General features: G+C 31.9%; 19 protein-coding genes. 13 read left to right on the top strand and 6 right to left on the bottom strand.

Translation table 11 applies throughout. The features are described from left to right. Nucleotides 1-43 precede the first annotated feature (43 nt). A complete protein-coding gene (gene ppk1 / locus EB819_RS08215) occupies nucleotides 44-2,113 on the bottom strand; it encodes a polyphosphate kinase 1 (RefSeq protein ID WP_069798727.1) in 2,070 nt (689 codons plus the stop codon). A 187-nt stretch (nucleotides 2,114-2,300) separates the two neighbouring features. On the opposite strand from ppk1, the gene dnaK reads away from it, so the two are divergent. The 8 genes from dnaK (at nucleotide 2,301) to EB819_RS08175 (ending at nucleotide 11,976) form a co-directional block, all read left to right on the top strand. Next, a complete protein-coding gene (gene dnaK, locus EB819_RS08210) occupies nucleotides 2,301-4,199 on the top strand; it encodes a molecular chaperone DnaK (RefSeq protein ID WP_069798725.1) in 1,899 nt (632 codons plus the stop codon). A gap of 142 nt (nucleotides 4,200-4,341) precedes the next feature. After that, complete coding sequence (locus tag EB819_RS08205) at nucleotides 4,342-4,572, top strand: hypothetical protein (RefSeq protein ID WP_124878727.1); 231 nt, start codon at nucleotides 4,342-4,344, stop codon at nucleotides 4,570-4,572. Between the two features lie 22 nt (nucleotides 4,573-4,594). Beyond that, nucleotides 4,595-4,816, top strand: coding sequence for a hypothetical protein (locus EB819_RS08200; protein ID WP_069798721.1), 222 nt, complete (start codon nucleotides 4,595-4,597; stop codon nucleotides 4,814-4,816). 128 nt (nucleotides 4,817-4,944) lie between these two features. Continuing rightward, complete coding sequence (locus tag EB819_RS08195; RefSeq protein WP_069798719.1) at nucleotides 4,945-5,715, top strand: hypothetical protein; 771 nt, start codon at nucleotides 4,945-4,947, stop codon at nucleotides 5,713-5,715. A gap of 65 nt (nucleotides 5,716-5,780) precedes the next feature. Further along, on the top strand, nucleotides 5,781-6,698 hold the full coding sequence (locus tag EB819_RS08190) for a helix-turn-helix transcriptional regulator (RefSeq protein WP_069798717.1): 918 nt from the start codon (nucleotides 5,781-5,783) through the stop codon (nucleotides 6,696-6,698). Nucleotides 6,699-6,743: 45 nt separating this feature from the next. Further along, a complete protein-coding gene (locus tag EB819_RS08185; RefSeq protein WP_069798715.1) occupies nucleotides 6,744-8,156 on the top strand; it encodes a DUF2779 domain-containing protein in 1,413 nt (470 codons plus the stop codon). A gap of 93 nt (nucleotides 8,157-8,249) precedes the next feature. After that, on the top strand, nucleotides 8,250-10,847 hold the full coding sequence (locus EB819_RS08180; RefSeq protein WP_069798713.1) for an nSTAND3 domain-containing NTPase: 2,598 nt from the start codon (nucleotides 8,250-8,252) through the stop codon (nucleotides 10,845-10,847). A 73-nt stretch (nucleotides 10,848-10,920) separates the two neighbouring features. Next, nucleotides 10,921-11,976 carry a nucleoid-associated protein gene (locus EB819_RS08175; protein WP_069798711.1) on the top strand — a complete coding sequence of 352 codons (1,056 nt, stop codon included), beginning with the start codon at nucleotides 10,921-10,923 and terminating at the stop codon, nucleotides 11,974-11,976. 241 nt (nucleotides 11,977-12,217) lie between these two features. Here EB819_RS08175 and cysK read toward each other — a convergent pair whose 3' ends face one another. Beyond that, nucleotides 12,218-13,153, bottom strand: coding sequence for a cysteine synthase A (gene cysK / locus EB819_RS08170; protein WP_069798709.1), 936 nt, complete (start codon nucleotides 13,151-13,153; stop codon nucleotides 12,218-12,220). A 268-nt stretch (nucleotides 13,154-13,421) separates the two neighbouring features. Continuing rightward, nucleotides 13,422-14,246 carry a serine O-acetyltransferase EpsC gene (gene epsC / locus EB819_RS08165; RefSeq protein WP_069798707.1) on the bottom strand — a complete coding sequence of 275 codons (825 nt, stop codon included), beginning with the start codon at nucleotides 14,244-14,246 and terminating at the stop codon, nucleotides 13,422-13,424. Nucleotides 14,247-14,436: 190 nt separating this feature from the next. Between epsC and EB819_RS08160 the strand changes: the two genes are divergently transcribed. Both EB819_RS08160 and pafA read left to right on the top strand, forming a co-directional pair. Further along, nucleotides 14,437-15,363 carry a malate dehydrogenase gene (locus EB819_RS08160; RefSeq protein ID WP_069798705.1) on the top strand — a complete coding sequence of 309 codons (927 nt, stop codon included), beginning with the start codon at nucleotides 14,437-14,439 and terminating at the stop codon, nucleotides 15,361-15,363. A 145-nt stretch (nucleotides 15,364-15,508) separates the two neighbouring features. Further along, the gene (gene pafA, locus EB819_RS08155) at nucleotides 15,509-17,167 is read left to right on the top strand and encodes an alkaline phosphatase PafA (protein WP_069798703.1); all 1,659 of its coding nucleotides are present in this window, start codon (nucleotides 15,509-15,511) and stop codon (nucleotides 17,165-17,167) included. Nucleotides 17,168-17,304: 137 nt separating this feature from the next. Here the strand turns inward: pafA and EB819_RS08150 are convergent, their stop codons facing one another. Both EB819_RS08150 and EB819_RS08145 read right to left on the bottom strand, forming a co-directional pair. Further along, nucleotides 17,305-17,832 (bottom strand): DUF4136 domain-containing protein, encoded by a 528-nt coding sequence (locus EB819_RS08150; protein ID WP_069798700.1) that lies wholly within the window; start codon nucleotides 17,830-17,832, stop codon nucleotides 17,305-17,307. A gap of 5 nt (nucleotides 17,833-17,837) precedes the next feature. After that, nucleotides 17,838-18,029: a C1orf53 family protein gene (locus EB819_RS08145; protein WP_069798698.1), complete on the bottom strand. Its 192-nt coding sequence runs from the start codon at nucleotides 18,027-18,029 to the stop codon at nucleotides 17,838-17,840. 81 nt (nucleotides 18,030-18,110) lie between these two features. Here EB819_RS08145 and EB819_RS08140 point away from each other — a divergent pair, with 81 nt between their 5' ends. Continuing rightward, a complete protein-coding gene (locus EB819_RS08140) occupies nucleotides 18,111-18,440 on the top strand; it encodes a hypothetical protein (RefSeq protein WP_069798696.1) in 330 nt (109 codons plus the stop codon). A 267-nt stretch (nucleotides 18,441-18,707) separates the two neighbouring features. Here the strand turns inward: EB819_RS08140 and EB819_RS08135 are convergent, their stop codons facing one another. After that, nucleotides 18,708-19,586 carry an IS982 family transposase gene (locus EB819_RS08135; RefSeq protein WP_069797575.1) on the bottom strand — a complete coding sequence of 293 codons (879 nt, stop codon included), beginning with the start codon at nucleotides 19,584-19,586 and terminating at the stop codon, nucleotides 18,708-18,710. 99 nt (nucleotides 19,587-19,685) lie between these two features. Here EB819_RS08135 and EB819_RS08130 point away from each other — a divergent pair, with 99 nt between their 5' ends. Then, nucleotides 19,686-20,603 carry a 1-aminocyclopropane-1-carboxylate deaminase/D-cysteine desulfhydrase gene (locus EB819_RS08130; protein WP_069797825.1) on the top strand — a complete coding sequence of 306 codons (918 nt, stop codon included), beginning with the start codon at nucleotides 19,686-19,688 and terminating at the stop codon, nucleotides 20,601-20,603. A gap of 219 nt (nucleotides 20,604-20,822) precedes the next feature. Further along, nucleotides 20,823-21,863: a glucosaminidase domain-containing protein gene (locus tag EB819_RS08125; protein ID WP_069797823.1), complete on the top strand. Its 1,041-nt coding sequence runs from the start codon at nucleotides 20,823-20,825 to the stop codon at nucleotides 21,861-21,863. The last annotated feature ends 122 nt before the right edge of the window (nucleotides 21,864-21,985 follow it).

Raw genomic sequence — 21,985 nt, 5'->3', positions numbered from 1 at the left:
TAAAATGTTTTGAAGGCGCAAGAAAATCAGAGATTTTCGAAAATTAATTCTCAATAGCTTTCTTTTTCAAGAATTTATACGTTTCTATTTGACTGCGGAATGGTTTTTTGTCATTTTTCACATATTTATTACTTAGATTTTCGTCTAAAATTCTGGCTTTTACATTACCTTTTAGTTGAATTTCTAATAAATCTTTCATTTCTTTTTTTAGATTTTTTTGGGTAACTTTTACAGCAGCTTCTATTCTGTAATCTAGGTTTCGAGTCATCCAATCCGCAGAAGAAAGATAAACATCTTCACTGCCTTTATTGTAAAAATACATCACCCTAGAATGTTCTAAATACTCATCTACAATACTGATGGCGTGAATTTTTTTCTTGAACGTTTTCTGCTCTACTGCACAGAAAATTCCACGAACAATCATTTTAATTTCCACGCCAGCTTCCGCTGCTTCATAAAGTTTTTTAATTAGACCTTTATCCGAAAGTGAATTTACTTTTATAATCATTTCAGCTTTTCGGCCAGCTTTTGCTTCTTCAATTTCTTTGTCGATATGCCAAACAATTTTTTCTCTCATAAAATGTGGACAAACCAATAAATGATTGCAAGATTTCAATGCTAAAACTGGGTCTATTTTTGGTTTTCTGAATACGTTAAAAACTTTATTAATATCTGCCATAATTGCTCTGTTAGAAGTCATGAGCAAATGGTCTACATAAATTTTGGCTGTTTTTTCGTTGAGGTTTCCAGTGCTTACAAATCCATATTGAATGGTCTTATTGTTCACTCTTTTCTTAATGACACAGAGTTTTGCGTGTACTTTTTTATTAGGTAATCCTACTAAAACTTTTACGCCTTCTTCTTCTAATCTTTCTTTCCATTCTAGGTTATTTTCTTCATCAAATCTTGCGCGTAATTCCAGCATTACGGTGACTTCTTTTCCGTTTCTCACGGCATTAATCAGTGCATTTACAATTTTAGAATTGCTGGCTAATCTATAAGCCGTGATTTGAATAGACTTTACATCTGGATCCATTGCAGCTTCTCTCAGCAAGTCAATAACTGGTGTAAAAGTGTGATAAGGGAAGGTAAGAAGCACATCTTTTTTTACGATAACATCTGTAATTCTGCCTTCATGGTCAAATTCTGGATGCGTAAAAGAACTTCTCTCTATTGGTTTTTCATAATTTTTAAAAACATCTGGAAAATCCATAAAATGTCTGAAATTATGAATTTTTTGCCCCGGAATAATGCTGTCTCTTTTGGTAAGATTGAGTTTTTTGATGAGAAATTCTACTAAAGATTTATCCATGTCTTTGTCAAAAACAAAACGGGTAGGTTTTCCTTTTCTTCTGGATTTGATGCCTTTTTCAATTTTTTCTACAAAGCTGGTTCTGATGTCATTATCGAGATCAAATTCTGCATCTTTGGTCACCTTAAAAGAATTTGCTTTGAAATCATCATACCCGAAATAAGAAAAAATATGCGGTAAATTGAAAGCGATGACGTCTTCTAGAAGCATTATGTCAGTTTCCTCAGGATTTTCGGTGGGCAAAATGACAAATCTTCCATTCGCTTTCGCTGGAACTTCTATAATGGCAAATTTAGTTTCGAATTTCCAATCTTTTCTGCGCATTGCAATGCCTAGATAAAGGCTTTTTTCTCGCAAATACGGTAGTTGAACATGGTCATGAAGCAGAATAGGAATGACGTTGCTTTCTACTTCTTCGTCAAAATATTTTTTTACAAATTCCTTTTGTTTTTCGGTGAGTTTTTTGGGAGTTTTAATGAAAACTTTTTGCTCTGCCATTTCTTCTTGGATTTTGTCCCAAGTTTTTTCAAAATCTTCCTGTTGTTTGATGACAATTTTATTGATTTTGTCCAGAATTCTTTGAGGTTTGTCAAAAAACGTCTCTACTGCAAGTTTATCTTTCAGTTCTAGTGCTCTTTTTAGTCCTGCAACTCGCACTCGGAAAAATTCATCTAAATTATTAGAGAAAATTCCTAAAAATCTAATTCTCAGGTGTAATGGGACGGTTTCGTCCATCGCTTCTTGCAAAACTCTTGCATTAAAACCTAACCAGGTAATGTCTCTAGGATTGAATTGTGGCATTTATGATGTAGTTTACTTCAAAATTAAAGAAAATGAAGCGGTTTCTAAAATAAATTTTTGTTAATCTTTTTCGTGTATTTGTCAATTTAGGAAAATGATAATGTCAATTTGTCACAATTTTCTCAATGGTATAAAATTGGAGAAATCCAAGTCAAATTAGTTAAGTAAAAAATAAAATATAAATATTATGAGCAAAATTATCGGAATTGATTTAGGTACGACCAACTCTTGCGTTGCGGTAATGGAAGGTAAAGATCCTGTAGTTATCCCAAATGCAGAAGGTAAAAGAACCACACCATCTATTGTAGCATTTACAGAAGATGGAGAAAGAAAAGTAGGTGATCCTGCAAAAAGACAAGCAGTAACGAATCCTACTAAAACCGTTTATTCTATCAAGAGATTCATCGGGACACAGTTCTCTAAAGATAAGGAAGAAATTTCTAGAGTTCCTTATACTGTGGTAGCTGGACCAAATGATACTATTAAAGTAAAAATAGACGATAGAGAATATACAGCACAAGAAATTTCTGCAATGATTCTTCAAAAAATGAAGAAAACTGCTGAAGATTTCTTAGGACAAGAAGTAACCAGAGCAGTAATTACGGTTCCTGCATACTTTAACGATGCACAGAGACAAGCTACCAAAGAAGCTGGTGAAATCGCTGGTCTTAAAGTAGAAAGAATCATCAACGAACCTACTGCTGCAGCTTTAGCTTACGGTTTAGATAAAGTAGGTAAAAAAGACCTAAACGTAGTTGTTTTCGACTGTGGTGGTGGTACTCATGACGTTTCTGTACTAGAAATGTACGAAGTAGATGGTAACGCATCTTTCGAAGTAAAAGCTACTGATGGTGATACACACCTTGGTGGTGACGACTTTGATAACGTAATCATCGATTGGATGGCAGATGAATTCAAATCTGAAGAAGGTGTAGATCTTAAATCTGATGCTATTGCACTTCAACGTTTAAAAGAAGCTGCTGAAAAAGCAAAAATTGAATTGTCTTCTTCTACTCAAACTGAAATCAACTTACCATATATCACCGCTACTGCAACTGGTCCTAAACACTTAGTGAAAACATTGACCAGAGCTAAATTTGAGCAATTGGCACATGATTTAATTCAAAGAACCATCGAACCATGTAAAACTGCTCTTAGAAATGCTGGAATGAGCACTTCTGATATTGACGAAATCATCTTAGTAGGTGGTTCTACCAGAATTCCTGCAATTCAAGAAGCGGTAGAAAAATTCTTCGGAAAAGCGCCTTCTAAAGGGGTAAATCCAGATGAAGTAGTAGCAATTGGTGCTGCAATTCAAGGGGGAGTTTTAACGGGTGATGTAAAAGACGTTCTTTTATTAGACGTAACTCCGCTTTCTTTAGGAATTGAAACAATGGGTTCAGTTTTCACTAAATTAATTGAAGCGAATACTACCATTCCTACTAAAAAATCAGAAGTTTTCTCTACAGCAAGTGATAATCAGCCTGCGGTAACCATCAGAGTAGGACAAGGAGAAAGACCAATGTTTAATGACAACAAAGAAATTGGTAGATTTGATTTAGTAGATATTCCACCTGCACCAAGAGGAGTTCCACAAATTGAGGTAACTTTTGACATTGATGCAAACGGTATTCTACACGTTTCTGCGAAAGATAAAGGAACTGGTAAAGAACAATCTATCAAAATCCAAGCATCTTCTGGACTTTCTGATGCAGAAATCGAGAGAATGAAAAAAGAAGCAGAAGAAAATGCAGCAGCAGATGCGAAGAGAAAAGAAGATGTAGAAACCATCAATAAAGCTGATGGAATGATTTTCCAAACAGAAAAACAATTAAAAGAATTTGGAGAAAAATTATCTGCAGATAAGAAAGCAGCAATCGAAGCAGCTCACACAGAATTGAAAGCTGCTTATGAAACCAAAGATGCAGATGCAATTAAACCTAAGTTAGAAGCATTAGACGCAGCTTGGATGGCAGCTTCAGAAGAATTGTACAAAGCGACTCAAGAAGCTCAACCGCAACCTGAACAAACACAAGGTAACGCTGGCGAAAATGTACAAGATGCAGATTTCGAAGAAGTGAAGTAAACTTCGTTTAAATATAAATGTCAAATCCCAATCAGTAATGGTTGGGATTTTTTTGTGAATTTTTTAATAAAATAAAACGCCATGAATTTTCAAACGACTTCTTTTGACTTTTCTTCTGGCTTTCTTTGTTAAAAAAAAAGTTATGGCACAAATTGTAGAATTTAACGGATTTACGTTTAAGATTAATCCAGAAAACAGAAAAGAATTATTGATTAAAAGAACTACTGCAAAGAACTTTACTTCATTTAAAAGTTTCGAAGCTACCATGCATTATTTGTTGAGTTCTAAAAATCTGATGGTAATTTTTACCGATAATGGTTTTTATGATTCACTGAATCCACTTTCGGGAAATTGGATCAATTTCAGAGTGTAAAGAATTTTTTTAACCGCAAAATATGCCACAATATCGATTCATTACGATAAGAGATTTGAATACTTTTTCTACGATTCTTCAGAAGAAATGGGTAGTGGAAGTAGAGTGCATTGCGCAGAATAATCCTCTGCTTTTATTAGAAGATAGAATGAAAATAGCGGCTACGGTGGAAGAAAAATATGATACTGTTTGCAATCCGCTTTCTGTAAATCTTCACAATTTTAAAATAGAGAAATTGGAATGAAAAATTAAACGCTAATTAAAATTATTGTTCATAAATAAAAAATTTTCTCCAAGTCTTACTTTGTCTGAGTAAGGCTTTTTCTTTGCCAAGAAATATAGACTTCATTAAAATTAAAAAAATCCAATACCATGAAATTTTTCAACTATCATCACTTAGATATTTTAGAATATGAGCCAGATTTTCAGATAGATGAAGTTCTAAAAATTTCGGAACGTTTAATCTATTATAAGGATGATTTTCGGGAGGTTTGGCTAGATGGAAACCAAAAAATCGTCAAAGAAAAACGATTTGAAAATGGAAATATTTTTTATTTTTTTGAATCCAATAAGATCGAAAACGAAACGGAAGATTACACCATTACCCTCTATGATGAAAAAGGAAAAGTGACAAAATGTGAGACTTATAAAAGACCAAAATCTCTATTTTTCCAAAACAGTATTTTCTATGAACAAACCTTTCATCATTTTACATTAGAGGAAAAAGGTCAGTTGTGTTTTTATAAATATTTTTGGAAAGGTCAGCTTCCCGATGGTTGGTTGAAGACTCCTTTTATCAAAAAAGAAAATGATTTTGAAGAAATCATCATCACAGATAAAAAACAGAATGTAAAAGCTCAAATTTTGAAAATCAATGACTGTGTCTATTCCGAAAGAAGATTTTCAAATTCCTTTGATTGTGATTTTTATTTTCTAGGAGTTAAAAAAAGAAAAGCGTTTAAAAATTTTGATAAAGAAGGGAAATTGTTACTCCAAGAATTTGATGACGAAAAAGGATTTAACAGCCAGTTATTTCAATATAGATTTCTTACCGATGGTTTTACAGAAGCCAATAAGAAGTGTTTTTTGAATGATAAACTCGTGGAAGAGAAAAAAATCACAATTTGTATTAAAACGACTTAAATTGACGTTCTGTTTGCTTAACTTTGGTTCATAGAAAAGAATAATGAACCTAAAAACCAAATTTCATGGCCAAAAATGAACAAATGCTTCGCTTAGTTTTAATAGAACAATTATTAAGAAGAAGAAAAGATAGAGGCGCATCTTACGAAGAAATTTCTGATTTTTTAGAAGATAAATTTCAAGAAAAAGGTCTCACGCTTAAATTTACAGAACGCACTTTTCAGCGAGACAAAGTTGCCATTGCAGATGTTTTTGGGATACAGATTTCATTTTCTAGAAAGCGAAATGTACATTTTATAGAGCAAGAAGAACTAGAACTTTCTCAGGAAAGTGTTTTTGATCAATTGCTTTTGGTACAAGCCTATCGTGAAACTCAAGATAAAACAGACGTCATGTTCTTCGAGCCGAGAAGAGCCAGAGGTTTTGAATATTTAAACGGAATTGTGCATGCCATTACTCAGAAAAAAGTCATCACCTTCAGTTACCAAAAATTTTGGGAAAACGAAAAATCTTCCAAAGTAGTAACACCTTATGCATTGAAAGAATTTAAAAACAGATGGTATCTTTTGGCTGCAGATTACAAATCAAAAGATGGTTCTTTTTTCTTGAAAACCTTTGGTTTAGACCGTATTTCTGACCTTGATATTACCACAGCAAGTTTTACAAGAGAAGAAATTAATATAGAAGAAACGTACAAAAATTCTTTCGGTATCATCAGTGCAGACGGAGCTTTGCCTCAAGAAATTCTATTGAAGTTTGATAATGAACAAGCCAATTATGTAAAAGCTTTGCCATTGCATCATTCACAAACCATCATTTCTGAAGATGAAAACGAGACGGTTTTTAAAGTTTTTGTAGTGCCTACTTATGATTTCCAGAGAGAAATTCTCTCTTACGGAAAACGGGTGCAAATTCTGGCTCCAGAATCTTTCAAAAAAGAAATGAAAGAAGAAGTAGAAATCATGCTCAAGAATTTTTTGTAATTCCTAAAAAATAAAAAATTAATTATCCAACATTTACCAATAACCATGAAAACACTTTCTAAATCTCGTTTCGTTTCTGGCGTACAATGCGAAAAAAAACTTTGGTATTCCTATTACCGAAAAGACTTACAACTGCCTACTGATGAACAAACTCAAGCAATTTTTGACCTAGGACATCAGATAGGAAATTTGGCACAAAATAGATTTCCTAATGGTAAAGATGCCACTCCAGAAGATTTTTCGGATTTTTCTCCTTCCATTGAAAAAACCAAACTATGGATTGCAGAAGAGGTAGAAACCATCTACGAAGCTACTTTCACCGCTAAAAATGCACTTTGTATGCTTGATATTTTACATCGAATGAATAGTGAAGTTTGGGCAATAGAAGTAAAAAACAGTACTTCTGTCAAAGATTATCATCTTACCGATGCATCATTGCAATATTTTGTGATGAAAGAAGCGGGTTATGCACCAGATAAGTTTTTTCTGATGCACATTAACAATCAGTACATTAAAAATGGTGAGTTAACAGATGAATTTTTTCATTTGGAAGATATTACAGATAAAGTTTTGTCTAAACAAACTTGGGTAGAAGAAAATTTGGAAAGATTACTTGTAATGTTAGAAAATAAACAGGAACCCAATGTTTCCATCGGTGCACATTGTTCGTCTCCTTTTGCTTGTGATTTCGTACATCATTGTTGGAAACACATTCCCGAAAATTCTGTTTTTGAAATGTATCGTGGTGGCAATAAAGCATGGGAATTATATAAGCAAGGAATTCTGAAAATTGAAGACATAGAAGATGATTTTCCGCTTACGCATTTTCAGCATTTACAAAGAAAAGGATTGAGAAATCAAGAGCAGTACATCAATAAAGAAGCCATCAAGAATATGATTTCTTCTTGGCAGTTTCCCTTGTATTTCTTTGATTTTGAGACTGTTTTCCCAGCCATTCCTGTTCTGGACGGAACGAGACCTTATCAGCAAGTTCCGTTTCAGTATTCCTTGCATATTTTAGAAGAAGATGGAAGGCTTTCTCATCAAGAATTTTTAGCTCATCCTGAAGATTTTTCTAATGGTAAAAATCCACTGAAATTATTGGTTGGGCAACTCAAACAAGATTTCGGAACCGATGGAAATATTGTCACGTATAATCAAAGTTTTGAAGTGGCAAGATTAAATGAATTGGCAAACATGTTTCCCGAAGACGCTCCGTTTTTAAAAAATTTAGTGAGTAGAGTAGTAGATTTGTTGCCGGTTTTTCAAGGGGGATTTTTTTGTTTTTATTTGGGCGGCATTTCCGTCTACAGCTCCCGCTTTTTTTCTGTCATAACGAGCAGAATAAACCTAACGAGCAGTAATTCTTTCAAAATTTCTAGAAATTTGAAACCACCATCATACAGAAAAAAGAGCTCCGCTTTCGCCGGGCCGCAAAAACATCTCCGTAATTATTAGCAATACAAAAACAAACGAAGTAATCCTAGAAATTTACGTAAATCCGTAATTATTATTAAGGTTTTATTTTTAAATTAGTAAAAAATTAATAATATGAAAATAAAATTAAATTGTTCAAAATTCTTAATGAAAATTAATAAAAAAGAAGTAATTAAAAATTTATTTGATTTTAATTTAGGAAGTGTTTTAACAGAAGTTGTTGGTTTAGAATCTAATATAGAAACAAAAGCATTTCTTTTGATTTTTAATACTTCTAGAGAAACAAATATGCAACTTGCTAAAGCTTATGGAAGAGAGCAATTAGATAATCAATATAATTTAGTTTCAATTACTAAAAAATTAGAATCAGAATATAAAGAATTTTTAGAGTTAAATGTTACATTAACAGAAGAATTTTTTAAAAATGTTATTAGATCTGACAATCAATATATGATTAAATCTTTTAATCTCTTTTCAAAATTTTGTAAAGAAATTGGTATTGTTCTACCAGAAGATATTAGATTAAATTATTATATTGATTTTAGAGAAAATCTGAAAAATGAATTTCAAAACCATAAAGAGAGATATCAAGAATTAATAGATTTTTTTAAAAATCCAGTTGCCTTACAGAATGATAAGTTTGCTTTTTTGCTAGATAGGCACTACGGTTTCAAAAGTTTTTACACAAACCTTTTACAGCAAAATTCTGACACTAAAGAAACTTTAAAAGATCTTTATATTGAACCGCTATTTTCAATTCATAAAAATAATTTAATAAATAAAAGGGAAGAAATTATAAGTGAAGATTTTGAATTGTATTCTAAAACTAAAAGTATTCATGAGTTTTTTAATGAATTTTTTTTACAATCAAAAAAACATAATAAGATAAAGGATAGTTATGATATGGTCTTTGTTTTAGGACAACCAGGACAAGGGAAAACTTCTTTTTGTTATAAATTATTATATGATTATATTGAAGGAAATTCTGATTTACCACCAATACCTATAATATTTGTAAAAATTAGAGATTTAGTTGCGAAAGATTTTATTAATAATCCATTTGAAACAGTTTCTAATTATTATAATTTTATGAACTTCAAAGAAGATGAGATGATACTTGTATTAGATGGTTTAGATGAAGCATATATGAGTGGCGGAATTACAAATGAAGATTTAAGAAACTTGTATGAAAGATTAAAAAAAAGAAGTAATAAAAAAATTAAGATAATTCTAACATCAAGATTCAATTTTTTAAATGTTGATGATTCGTGTTTAGATGATACGCTGGTTTTACAACTTAATGAATTAACAGATGAACAAATTAATAAATATTGTTTAAAATTTAAAAAATTCTATCCGGAAAACTTATTAGTAAAAAGTATAAAAACTATTCTAGAAAATGAAAAATATAAACATGTTAAGGAATTGTTAAAACAGGCTGTTCTTATTTATTTCATTGCTGTTTCAAATATAAAAATTGACAAAAAAGATTCAAGGACTAAAATTTATGATAAAATTTTCGATTCGCTTTCTCAACGAAGTTGGGATGAAAATGGGCAATTAAATTATATAAGTCATAAATTAAAAGATAAACCCAACCAATATAAAAAGTACTTAAGAGAATTTATAAGGAACATAGCTTTCGAAATTTATCAATCTCCTAAACTATATATAACTGTAAACAAACTTTTGGAATTAGATGCAACCAAAAATTTTATAAGAAGATGTTTTGATGAAGAATTAAAATCAGAAGAGAAAATAAAAGAAATTAGTAAGTATTTGCTAATAAGTTTTTATTTTCAACATTCGAATAATGATAAGGGAGATACTGCATTAGAATTTTTTCATAATTCACTTTGGGAATACTTGACAGCTGAATATTTTTGGGAAGAAAATAAAAAAAATGTTTTAAGAAAAGATGATTTTGGAGAATTTGAAATGCTTGATAAGGAAGAATATTTTACTTTCTTGGATAAAATAATAGGAAACAAAAAAATTTCGGAACATTCTATTCAATATAATTTATTTGAAATTATAGAAAATGAGGATAAAGTTGTTAATGAAAATGTTTTTAATCAAACCATCGAACTTCTTGATGAATTGAAAAAAGATGATTTTTTATTATTTTATGATAGAAAGAAAAATCAACTTACAGCTTATGAAAAATCAGCTCAAATATTTTCTGTTTTATGGATTTTTATTCATGAAACCAATAAAACTAATCCAAAACTAATTCAATGTGATGAGCGAATAACAGATTTTCTCTTCTTTTTTAATTTTTTATGGAATGAAAGTTTATTTAATGTAGAAATCATAGATCAATCTATTTCCAATCGTTTTATATTTGAGGCTTATCTTGATAATGTTTTTTTTATGAGTGAGCCAGGAAAGTTTCATATTGAAAATTCTCTGCTGAAAAATGTAAGCTTCTCTGATGCTGTTTTATTTGATTGTGAATTTTATAAAAATGATTTTATAAATGTTAAGTTTAATAATTGTAATATTGAAAATAAAGTGATTTTTAAAAATAATTCCTTTCAGAACATATATTTTGAAAATGTCAAAATTGAAAATAAAGATTGGTTATCTAAATTAATTGAAGAAAATAATTTTATTGATAAAAGTTATGAAAACTTTAAAGTAATTTCTAAAATTGAAAATAATTATTATAATAATGAAAAAGAAACTAACTATTACATAGTTAAGAAGTAAATGAGAAAATAAAGATATAATTAATAGGTAAGTGACACTCCTTTAATTCTTTAAATTTCCCTATTTTCGCAGCATGATTTTCACAGAAGAAACCACACTAGAACATCTTTGCATCAATTACGTAGGAAACCAAACGCATCAAGAGGCTTTGGTAACCACAGAAACAGAAGTTTTCATCACAGATGAGATGAAAGCATTGCTCAAAGATTATTTCCTTAAAAATTTCAAACCCGAAATCTTTTTCGAGTTTTTTCATAGTTCTAATATCGAAAATAACGAAGTGTTTACTTACATTTCAGAGATTTTTGAACAACCAGAATTGTTAGAAAACCAATCTAAAAAATTGGCAAAACTGCTGTACGAACATTCTACCAATCCTAGAACCAAAGGTGGAGAATTCTACGTTTGCTTTTTCAAAGATTGCATCGTAAAAGGCGAAAGATATGACGCAGTTGGACTTTTTAAATCCGAAAACAAAGACACTTTCTTGAAAGTTTCTACCAAACATGATGTCACACTGAGCGGAGTCGAAGTGTTTGAATTGGAAACTTTACAGGGAATCAATTTGAATAAAGTAGACAAAGGTTGCTTGATTTACAATACCAATAAAGAACAAGGTTACCTCATGTCTATTATTGATGGAACGAGTAGAGCAGAAACCAGTTATTGGATGGACGATTTCTTACAGGTTCGTCAGCGACAAGACGAGTATTTCGAGACGCAAGAAACGCTTACACTTTACAAAGAATACATCACGAAACAACTTCCGCAGGAATTTGAAATCACCAAAGCAGACCAAGCAGATTTTTTGAATAAATCGCTGAGTTTTTTCAAAGAAAAAGAAGAATTTAAGATGGAAGAATTCACAGGAGAAGTTTTGAAAGATCAAGAAGTCATCCAAAGTTTCAATGCCTTCAAAACACAATACGAGGACGAAAGAGATTATGCTTTGTCAGACGAATTCGCCATCAATGATGCGGCAGTTAAGAAAAACGCTAGAATTTTAAAAAGCGTTATCAAACTAGATAAAAACTTCCATATTTACATTCACGGAGACCGAAAACTCATCCAACAAGGACAAGACGAAAACGGAAAATATTATATGCTCTATTTCGAAGAAGAAAACTAAAAAAAATATCTCGCTGATTTAGCAAATTTAGCAGATTTTAAAAAAAATATTCATCAGTATAATAAGCTAGAGTTTAAAAAATAAAGGACAAAAATTTACTTTTTTGTCCTTTTGAACTTCTTATTTTCAATTTTTTCTTTTGTCTCTTTTTGCGGTTAATTAATTTTAAAAAATATCGGCTTAATCTGCAAAATCAGCGAGAGACAAAAAAAACGCTCCAAATTTTTGGAGCGTTTTCAATTTATTTCAATTCAGATTCATTTTCTTGGAACAAATCTGGAACAGACCAATATCTTTCACCAGTGTCATAGTTAAAGGTCAAAACTTTAGCGCCTTTTGGTAATTCTGGTAATTTCTTCGCAATTGCAGCAAGAGAAGCACCGGTAGAAATTCCTGCTAAAATTCCTTCTTGAGCCGCTAATTTTCTAGCAAAATCAAAAGCTTCTGCTTTTTCTACTTGAATCACACCGTCTAGAATTTCAGAATTCAAAACTTTTGGTACAAAACCAGCTCCAATTCCTTGCAAAGGATGCGGACCAGGATTTCCACCACTTAAAACGGGAGAATCAGTAGGTTCTACGGCATAACTTTTCAGATTCGGGAATTTTTCTTTCAGAACTTCTGTTACGCCCGTAATATGACCGCCAGTTCCTACACCTGTAATCACATAGTCAAATCCTTCTGGGAAATCTGCCAAAATTTCTTGAGCAGTGGTATTTTTATGAATTTCTGGATTTGCATCGTTTTCAAATTGCTGTGGAATCCATGAATTTTCAATCGTAGAAGCCAGTTCGTAAGCTTTTTTCACCGCACCATTGGTTCCCAATTCTCTAGGAGTTAAAACAAATTCAGCGCCATAAGCAGACATGAGTTTTCTGCGTTCCACAGACATAGATTCTGGCATTACCAAAACTAATTTGTAACCTTTAACCGCGCAAACCATTGCCAAACCTACACCTGTGTTTCCCGATGTAGGTTCTATAATCAAGGTATCTTTATTAATTTTTCCTTCTTTTTCCGCTGTTTCTATCATCGCAAGAGCAATTCTGTCTTTGATGCTTCCACCAGGATTTTGGCGTTCTAGTTTCATCCACACTTCTACATCACTCCCGAAAATCTTATTTAATTTTACCAATGGAGTGTTGCCAATCACTTCTAGTACATTATTAACTTTCATATTTTTTAAATTTTAAATATTATTAATTTGGGCAGCTTTACCGCCTTCCACTCCCGCTTTTTTAAAATTTTTTCCTCACTAACTCTCCTAAAGGAGAGAGCCGAAAAATTTTAAAAAGAGCTCCGTTCAAGTCGGGCTGCAAGTTTCGTTATCTTAATTAAAATCAGTTTTTACTTGTCTCTACCTCTATATTTACCTCTACCTCTACCTCAACCTTTACCTTTATCTTTACCTTTACCTCACCTTTACCTCAACCTTAGCCTTTACCTCAAATAAAGTAGTTAATTGGTTCATCTCCCGGAAATTTGTTTCTCACCGTCACTTGACCTTTGTGAAAAACCACCGAATTTTTCGGCAGGCTGTCTGTAATCCAAACGTTTCCACCGATGATGCTGTTCTCGCCAATCACGGTTTCTCCTCCTAAAATGGTAGCATTCGCATAAATAACTACACCATTTTCTATGGTAGGATGTCTTTTGGTATTGGCAATTTCTTTAGAAACAGAAAGAGCACCAAGAGTAACTCCTTGATAAATTTTGACACCATTTCCAATTTCTGAAGTTTCACCTATTACAATTCCCGTACCATGATCGATGAAGAATGGCGAACCAATGGTAGCACCAGGATGAATGTCTATTCCTGTTTTGCTGTGCGCCAACTCTGTCCAAATTCTAGGAATCAACGGAATTTTTTCCAATTGTAATTCGTGAGCCAATCTGTAAATTGCAATCGCATAAAAACCCGGATAAGAAAAAGTGACTTCTTCTACAGAGGTTGCAGCTGGGTCATTTTCTAGGGCAAATGCAGCGTCTTGTTCTAAAGTTTTATAAATTTCTGGAAATTTGGTAAAAAAATACTCTCCACATGCTGTGGCTTTTTCTTTGTCATCAAAAACAGAATACAGAATCTTGATAAAATCTATTTTAAATTGTTGTAATCTATTGGCGATTTCATCTTCTGAAGCACATCTTTGAAGTTCTAGAAAAAATACGAATCTGAAAAAATCATCGATAAAGGTTTCGATTTTCTTTTTATCTAAATCATATTTTCTGTTAGAATATCCGTCTTGTAAATGCTTCAAAAAATTTTCCATCCTTCAAAATTTAAAACAAAGGTAAGCAATGTCTCTGTTTTTGTCCTTGATTTATGGTAATTTTTACATCTATTTACACGATTGAAAAATTTTAAAATTAGGATTTAATTCATATCAAGAAAATTGTCTAATCCTCAAATAATCATTAAATTTGAGCAACTTAATTTTAAACTTTAAAAAAAATAAAAAAATGAAAGTAACTGTAGTTGGAGCAGGAGCTGTAGGTGCATCTTGCGCAGAATATATTGCTATGAAAAACTTCTGTTCAGAAGTAGTTTTAGTAGATATTAAAGAAGGTTTTGCTGAAGGTAAAGCAATGGATTTAATGCAAACTGCTTCTTTGAATGGTTTTGATACTAAAATTACGGGAACAACTGGTGATTATAGTAAAACTGCCGGTTCAGATGTAGCGGTAATCACTTCTGGTATTCCTAGAAAACCAGGAATGACTAGAGAAGAGTTAATCGGTATCAATGCAGGAATTGTAAAAGATGTAACGGCTAATTTAGTAAAACATTCTCCTAATGTAACCATTATCGTGGTTTCTAACCCAATGGATACTATGGCTTACCTAGTTCACAAAACTTCTGGTTTACCAAAACATAAAATCATTGGAATGGGAGGTGCTCTAGATTCTGCAAGATTTAAATACAGATTGGCAGAAGCTTTAGAAGCTCCAATTTCTGATGTAGACGGAATGGTAATTGCGGCACACTCGGATACTGGTATGCTTCCTTTATTATCTAAAGCAACTAGAAACGGAGTTCCTGTAACTTCTTTCTTAACTGAAGAACAACAAGCTTATGTAGTAGAAGAAACTAAAGTAGGAGGTGCTACATTAACTAAATTATTAGGAACTTCAGCTTGGTATGCACCAGGTGCAGCAGTTTCTGTAATGGTTCAGGCAATTGCATGTGACCAAAAGAAAATGATTCCTTGTTCACTTATGTTAGACGGAGAATATGGACAGTCTGATATTTGCTTAGGTGTTCCTGCGATTATCGGTAAAAATGGAGTAGAAAAAATCGTAGAAATCGAATTAACTGAAGCAGAGAAAGAAAAATTTGCAACTGCAGCAGCAGCGGTTAGAGAAGTAAATGGAGATTTAAAATTCTAAAAAAAACTCCTTTTTTTGAAATAAATAAAACGCATCTTTTAGGTGCGTTTTTTTGTGAAGTCAAACGATTTAATTTTTAATGTAAAATTAAACTTTAGCTACAATAAAAACCTTTAAATTTGCCTAAATTAAAATTTCTAGAAAAATGCTTAGAAAAATTAGCACACTTGCATTAGTAACATTGGCTTTGTTATCTGTAGATGCACAAAAAAATAAAAATACTCAATACAATGATGGAGTAGAAAGGCCAAAATTGGTGGTAGGAATTGTGGTAGACCAGATGCGTTGGGATTTCTTGTATAAATATCAAGCAAAATACGGAAATGGTGGCTTCAAAAGATTATTAAATGAAGGCTACAGTTTTAATAATGTGATGATTGATTATATTCCTACGGTTACAGCATTAGGTCATACTTCTATTTATACAGGTTCTGTTCCTTCGATTCATGGAATTGCTGGAAACGACTGGACGGATAAAGAAACAGGTAAAAATGTTTACTGTACTACAGATGAAACAGTAAATGCTGTAGGAACAGAAGCTAAAAAAATAGGTCAGCATTCTCCTAGAAATCTTTGGAGTACTACCATTACAGACCAGTTAGGAATTGCAACTAATTTCCGTTCAAAAGTAGTGGGCGTTTCTTTGAAAGACAGAGCTTCTATTTTACCAGCAGGACATAATCCTACTGCAGCTTTTTGGTTTGATGAAACCACAGGAAATTTCATCACTTCTGATTACTATTTGAAAGAATTACCACAATGGTTGAATGAATTTAACAAAGAAGAAAACGGTAAAAAATTAGTTTCAAAAGGTTGGAAAACATTACTTCCCATTTCAGAATATTTCGAAAGTACAGAGGATAATGTAGCTTGGGAAAGTCTTTTAGGAAGCGCTAAAACGCCTACTTTTCCTTATGAAAATTTAGCGAAGGATTATGATGCTAAAAAAGGAGTCATCAGAACTACACCTTTTGGAAATTCTTTAACCCTAAAAATGGCTGAAGCAACAATTAAAGGTTACAAAATGGGTGAAGATAATATTACAGATTTCTTAGCAATAAATATTGCTTCTACAGATTATGTAGGTCATGCTTTTGGCCCAAATTCTATTGAAATAGAAGATACTTATTTAAGATTAGACAGAGATTTAGAAGCGTTTTTTCAGCAGTTAGACAAGAAAGTAGGAAAAGGAAACTACTTGGTATTTTTGTCTGCAGATCACGGTGCTGCACATTCAGAAGGTTATATGCAAGCCAATAAAATGGCAACAGGTTTCTTTGGTGAAGGTTTAGAAAAAACACTTAATGATGAACTTGAAAAAAAATATGCAGGAAGTAAATTGATTTTAGGAATTGATAATTACCAAGTTTATCTTAATCAAAATGTTATCAAAGAAAAAGGATTGGAAACAGATGAGGTAAAGAAAACGATTCTTGGTTTATTGAATAAAGATAAAAGAGTATTGTACGCAGTAGATTTAGAAGAAGTAGCAGAAGCAGCAATTCCTGAACCGATTAAAACGAGAATTATTAATGGTTACAACTGGCAAAGAAGTGGTGATATTCAAATCATTACACATGACAGCATGTTGCCAACTTATGCTAAAAAAGGAACTACTCACAGTGTTTGGAATTCGTACGATGCTCACATTCCATTAATTTTTATGGGTTGGAAAGTTAAAAACGGACAAAGTGCAAAACCATATCACATGACTGATATTGCACCAACTCTAGCTCAAATGCTGAAAGTTGAAAATCCAAGTGGAAACATAGGAAATCCTATTACAGAAGTTTTAGAAAAATAATAGATTTTTATCTATTATTAGATTATAAAATCGGGAAAATTTCCCGATTTTTTTGTTTTAAAAAATGAAAAACGTACGGCGCGAGCAAAGCTCGCGCCGTACGTTTTTAGACAATAATATTAAAGTTAAAAATATTTTTATTTTTTCACAGGTGGATAATTGGCCATAATCTCTGCTACAATCGCTGGAATTTGTTTTTGCTTAGATTTAGGAGAATCTACATTGATTCCGCTTCCTACACCTTGCCAAACTAATTTTCCAGTTTTAGCATCTACGATGTCAATCATCAAACTTCCTCTGTTGTAATCGGTAGTCCAAGCTCTGCTCATTCCAACTCCCCATCCAAAAGGTCTTCCCCAACCATACATTCCGAAACTAGGTTCAATTCTCGTATCTTCTACTTTTTTATGAGAAGCTTTCAAGTTTACAACTAAATCGGGAGTTTGAGATGCTGATAAACCTTTCATTTGTAGGTTTTTAGCTACTTCGTTTAAAACACGGTCTTTGTCTAAATCATTCAGTTTTAAATCATCTACTCTAAACTGATATGTTTTATAAGAACTAAAATTGGCAGTTTCAGCGTAATCTGTTCTCACATTAAATGGTGAACAAGACGTAACAAAAAGTGCTGCTGAAGCCAACAAAAGGAAAAAATATTTCTTCATTTTTTTTATGATTTATAGGGTTTTTTCTCAATTTTTTTAAAAGAATCAGTCTTCTTATCATAACCATAAGGACAATGTTTACAACCACTTTTACAGCAATAACCGCGTTTTAAGTGGTATCTTTCGGTGAAAACTTTGTAGCCTAATTCATTATAATAAAAATCTTCGCCTTCTACTAATTCTTTATCAAATTTCATTCCATAAAATTACAAAAAATTCAATCATATTTTTAAATCATTGTGTTAATTGCTCCTATTAACTTTTCATATCTTTGTTCTATGATTATTTTGAGTTTACGCCTTCTCCGAAAGACTAGAATCAACGGAATTACCATTTTTCCGTTCATTTTTCTTCGTGAATCAGCGTTTAAGGAAAATAAAATACTCATTAATCACGAAAAAATACACATTCGTCAGCAATTAGAACTCCTCATTATTTTCTTTTATTTGTGGTATGTAGTAGAATATTACTATTGGTATTTTAGTTTAAAAGACAAACATTTGGCTTACCGAAATATCAGTTTCGAAAGAGAAGCTTACGCTATGGAAGAAGATTTAAATTATCTCGAAACCAGAAAAATCTGGAGTTTTTGGAAGTATAGAGTGTGAATAGGACATGACTAATTCATTCACATTTTAATTTTAAAACGCAAAGATTTTTAATTATTTATTTAACGATTAAAGTGAGCTAAGTCAACGAATAAATTCGTTTTTTAAACGTTCGCTTCATCAATTCGCTAGCGAATTCAATCTTTGCTTTCTTAAATTTTAGTTGCTTATTAATGTAGCTTTGCGTTTCAAATTGGTAAATAATTGATTGTGCCTTGATTTTTTCTTCTTACTGCTTTATTTAAATTTGTATTACCTATTGTGCATTTAGCACAAATTAATTTTTAATTTGTTCAAACTTCTCTTAAATACGAAGAAATTTAGGTATTGAATCATCGTAAAAGAAGTTATTTTCGATACTATTCTTGTTGCTAAACCTTGAAATGTTTTTGCAAAGTTGGTGTTGATTGTGAACTGTCCGCACAATTGCGAGATATTGGTCTCAATACGTTTTCTGATTTTAGATTTTGTTCTTGAAAACTCCACAAAATTATGCTGGTTCTTGCGCATTGGGACTGAAAGATTTATCCTAGAATAGTTGAATAAATCCATTTGAATTTCTTTGCTGATATATCCTCTATCTCCTATTAACAGGCAATTCTGAAAATTTTCTTTAATGTCATTAAGGTAATTAACATCATGAACGTTTGCAGGTGAAAAATCGAAAGAATGAAAGATTCCATTCTTGTCGCAAACTGCATGAAGTTTATAACCAAAATATCTTGACTTCTGTGCAGCACAATATCCAAAAGAAGGTTTAATTTCATCTGTTGCGCAGATTGCCGAGCGATTTGCTCTACTAATTTTGCATATTTCAATTGGCGTTGAATCTACAATAAATACATCGGTAAAATCCGAAAAATTGTTGCTTAAAGTTTCTCTGATCTTTTCAATGTAAGGTAAAAGTTTTCTCTTTCTTTTATTATAGACACTTCTTTCAATTTTTCCGTCCAAATCGGTTCCTGAAATACATCTAAACAGCTGTAATTCAGAGTTAATTGACATGTATTCCGCAGTAACATTAAGTGCCACAAGTTCCAAATCAGACATTTTTGGAAGCCTAATTTGCTTGGTTGTAGTTATATGTTTACAAGTATTTGTCAATTCTTTTAAAATAATATTGTAATTTTGAATGAGATTGTTCATATATTTAATGACTTGGTAATCAACTAAATATACGATTTTTTAATCAAATGGACAATCTTTTTCTTTCTTAATTCCTAAATGCACAACAGGTTTTGTATTATGAATTTACCCAAACATAAAATTCCTATTGTAGAAATTCCTATCGGAAAAAAAGTAAGACTTTTCATCAAAAGAGAAGACCTTACTCATCCCGAAATTTCAGGAAATAAATATTGGAAAATGTTTTACAATGTCAAAAAATATTTAGAAAAAGAAGTTTCAGACAGGAAAATCATCACTTTCGGAGGTGCTTTCTCTAATCATATTGCAGCAGCTGCAGCTTTGGGAAAAGAATTTGGCATCGAAACTCTAGGAATTATCAGAGGAGACGAATTAGAAAATACTTGGCAAGAAAATCCCACCCTTTCTTTAGCGCACCAAAACGGAATGACTTTCAGATTTGTGACCAGAGAAACTTATAGAGACAAGGAAACTTTGATGAAAAACCTTCAAGAAGAATTTCCCGAAAGTTTGGTGGTTCCAGAAGGCGGGACTAATGAAAATGCGGTGGAGGGAATTCAGTTTATGCTCAATGAAGAAACTCAAGATTTTGACTATCTTTGCAGCGCTATAGGAACAGGAGGAACCCTTTCAGGAATTTCTAAATTTGCTGAAGAACATCAAAAAGTGTTAGGTTTCAAAGCAGTGAAAGATGAATCTTTAGAAAAAAGGATTTTAAATTTTTCTAAAAGACAAAATTTCACCATTTTTGATGCTTCTGATGGCGGTTTTGGCAAAATAACAGACGAAAATATTCGTTTTATAAATAAATTTTACCAAGATTTTGGCATTGTTTTAGAGCCTGTTTACACTGGGAAAATGCTGAGGAAGATTTTTGAACTCATAGAAGAAGATTATTTTCCAGAAAATAGCAAGATTTTAGCTTTTCATACAGGAGGTTTGCAAGGAATAAAAGGCGCAAACGAAATGTTGAAAAAGAAAAAAAGAAATTTAATTTTATTACATGACAAAAATTAATAACCACAAAAGAATCAAAAGAAATACTTAAAAAAAGTATTTCAAAAGTAAAAAAAGTAAAACATTTCGCTTTTTTTACTTTTGAATAACTTATAAACAGGTGAAATCTTTTGTCGCTTTTGCGGTTAAAAATATAATTTAAAAAATTGTCATGTCCTAAATAATCTAATTAAAGTTTTTTAAATTTTAAAATAAGTTCCGTAGGAACGACACATAAATATGAAGAAACTCATTTTAATATTTTCAATTGCCTTGTTTTCAAATGTCCAAGCCCAAACTTGGAAAACCGAAGACCAATACATTCAGCGATTTGCACAATATGCTGTAGAAGAAATGGAATTATACAATATTCCCGCATCTATTACTTTGGCACAAGGACTTTTAGAAACAGGTGGTGGTCAGTCTAGATTGGCACAAGAAGGGAAAAATCACTTCGGGATTAAGTGTAAAGAAAACTGGACGGGCAAAACCATGAAACATACAGATGACGCACCAAATGAATGTTTCCGAGTGTATGAAGATCCTAGAGAATCTTACAGAGACCATTCTTTGTTTTTGGTGAATCGTCCTTTTTACAAAAATTTATTTCAACTTGACCCAAAAGATTATAACGCTTGGGCTCATGGTTTGAAAAAAGCTGGTTATGCGACCAATCCTAGATATGCTTATATTTTGATTGATAAAATTCAGAAATATAAACTTTTTGAATTTGACTATATCAAAAAAGAACAAGTGACCGAAAAACTTTTGGCTTTGTATCCTGATTTGGTGAATGATAAAGAATTTTTAGCTAAAAATTTACCAACACCTAAAAAAGAAGAGGCTCCAAAAGTCGTAATTGATGCTCCAGAACCTAAAAAATTGACTAAAGAAGAAGTTTTATTATCTGTTTTGATGAAAGCACATCCTAATGAAGCTTTGAGATATATTGTGATTCCGATGGAACCAGATTATGACGATGCTTCGGAAGTAAACTTACACGATATTTCTAAAAAATATGGTGTTTCTACTTCTAAATTGATAAAATGGAACGAACTTTCTTCTCAGACTTTAAAAGAAGGACAAATTCTCTTCCTCGAAAAGAAAAATTCTAGCGGAAGTGTAGAAACTTATCGCGCAGAAAAAGGAGATAATATGTATTCTATCGCACAAAAATTTGCCATAAGATTGGATAAACTTTATGACAAAAACCGCATGGAATATGGAGATAAAGTAAAAGAAGGTCAATTGATTTATCTTAAAAATAGAAAACCTAGATAAAATTTTTTGTAAAGAATTTTGCGTGAGCGATTGAAGTGAAAATCCCGCAACCGCTGAAAGCGAGTGAGGAATTGTAACGAAAAGCGCGACCTGAAATAAAAATTTTTGTCATTCTGAATGGA

Source organism: Cloacibacterium normanense (assembly GCF_003860565.1).
GTDB classification, from domain to species: Bacteria; Bacteroidota; Bacteroidia; order Flavobacteriales; family Weeksellaceae; genus Cloacibacterium; species Cloacibacterium normanense.
Note: the sequence above shows the minus strand (reverse complement) of the source record. Positions and strands in the feature narration are given on the sequence as shown.

What these genes read in the sequence shown, in the direction of transcription:
- ppk1 (WP_069798727.1), bottom strand. Translation starts at nt 2,113, where the DNA reads ATGCCACAATTCAATCCTAGAGACATTACCTGGTTAGGTTTTAATGCA.
- dnaK (WP_069798725.1), top strand. Translation starts at nt 2,301, where the DNA reads ATGAGCAAAATTATCGGAATTGATTTAGGTACGACCAACTCTTGCGTT.
- EB819_RS08205 (WP_124878727.1), top strand. Translation starts at nt 4,342, where the DNA reads ATGGCACAAATTGTAGAATTTAACGGATTTACGTTTAAGATTAATCCA.
- EB819_RS08200 (WP_069798721.1), top strand. Translation starts at nt 4,595, where the DNA reads ATGCCACAATATCGATTCATTACGATAAGAGATTTGAATACTTTTTCT.
- EB819_RS08195 (WP_069798719.1), top strand. Translation starts at nt 4,945, where the DNA reads ATGAAATTTTTCAACTATCATCACTTAGATATTTTAGAATATGAGCCA.
- EB819_RS08190 (WP_069798717.1), top strand. Translation starts at nt 5,781, where the DNA reads ATGGCCAAAAATGAACAAATGCTTCGCTTAGTTTTAATAGAACAATTA.
- EB819_RS08185 (WP_069798715.1), top strand. Translation starts at nt 6,744, where the DNA reads ATGAAAACACTTTCTAAATCTCGTTTCGTTTCTGGCGTACAATGCGAA.
- EB819_RS08180 (WP_069798713.1), top strand. Translation starts at nt 8,250, where the DNA reads ATGAAAATAAAATTAAATTGTTCAAAATTCTTAATGAAAATTAATAAA.
- EB819_RS08175 (WP_069798711.1), top strand. Translation starts at nt 10,921, where the DNA reads ATGATTTTCACAGAAGAAACCACACTAGAACATCTTTGCATCAATTAC.
- cysK (WP_069798709.1), bottom strand. Translation starts at nt 13,153, where the DNA reads ATGAAAGTTAATAATGTACTAGAAGTGATTGGCAACACTCCATTGGTA.
- epsC (WP_069798707.1), bottom strand. Translation starts at nt 14,246, where the DNA reads ATGGAAAATTTTTTGAAGCATTTACAAGACGGATATTCTAACAGAAAA.
- EB819_RS08160 (WP_069798705.1), top strand. Translation starts at nt 14,437, where the DNA reads ATGAAAGTAACTGTAGTTGGAGCAGGAGCTGTAGGTGCATCTTGCGCA.
- pafA (WP_069798703.1), top strand. Translation starts at nt 15,509, where the DNA reads ATGCTTAGAAAAATTAGCACACTTGCATTAGTAACATTGGCTTTGTTA.
- EB819_RS08150 (WP_069798700.1), bottom strand. Translation starts at nt 17,832, where the DNA reads ATGAAGAAATATTTTTTCCTTTTGTTGGCTTCAGCAGCACTTTTTGTT.
- EB819_RS08145 (WP_069798698.1), bottom strand. Translation starts at nt 18,029, where the DNA reads ATGAAATTTGATAAAGAATTAGTAGAAGGCGAAGATTTTTATTATAAT.
- EB819_RS08140 (WP_069798696.1), top strand. Translation starts at nt 18,111, where the DNA reads ATGATTATTTTGAGTTTACGCCTTCTCCGAAAGACTAGAATCAACGGA.
- EB819_RS08135 (WP_069797575.1), bottom strand. Translation starts at nt 19,586, where the DNA reads ATGAACAATCTCATTCAAAATTACAATATTATTTTAAAAGAATTGACA.
- EB819_RS08130 (WP_069797825.1), top strand. Translation starts at nt 19,686, where the DNA reads ATGAATTTACCCAAACATAAAATTCCTATTGTAGAAATTCCTATCGGA.
- EB819_RS08125 (WP_069797823.1), top strand. Translation starts at nt 20,823, where the DNA reads ATGAAGAAACTCATTTTAATATTTTCAATTGCCTTGTTTTCAAATGTC.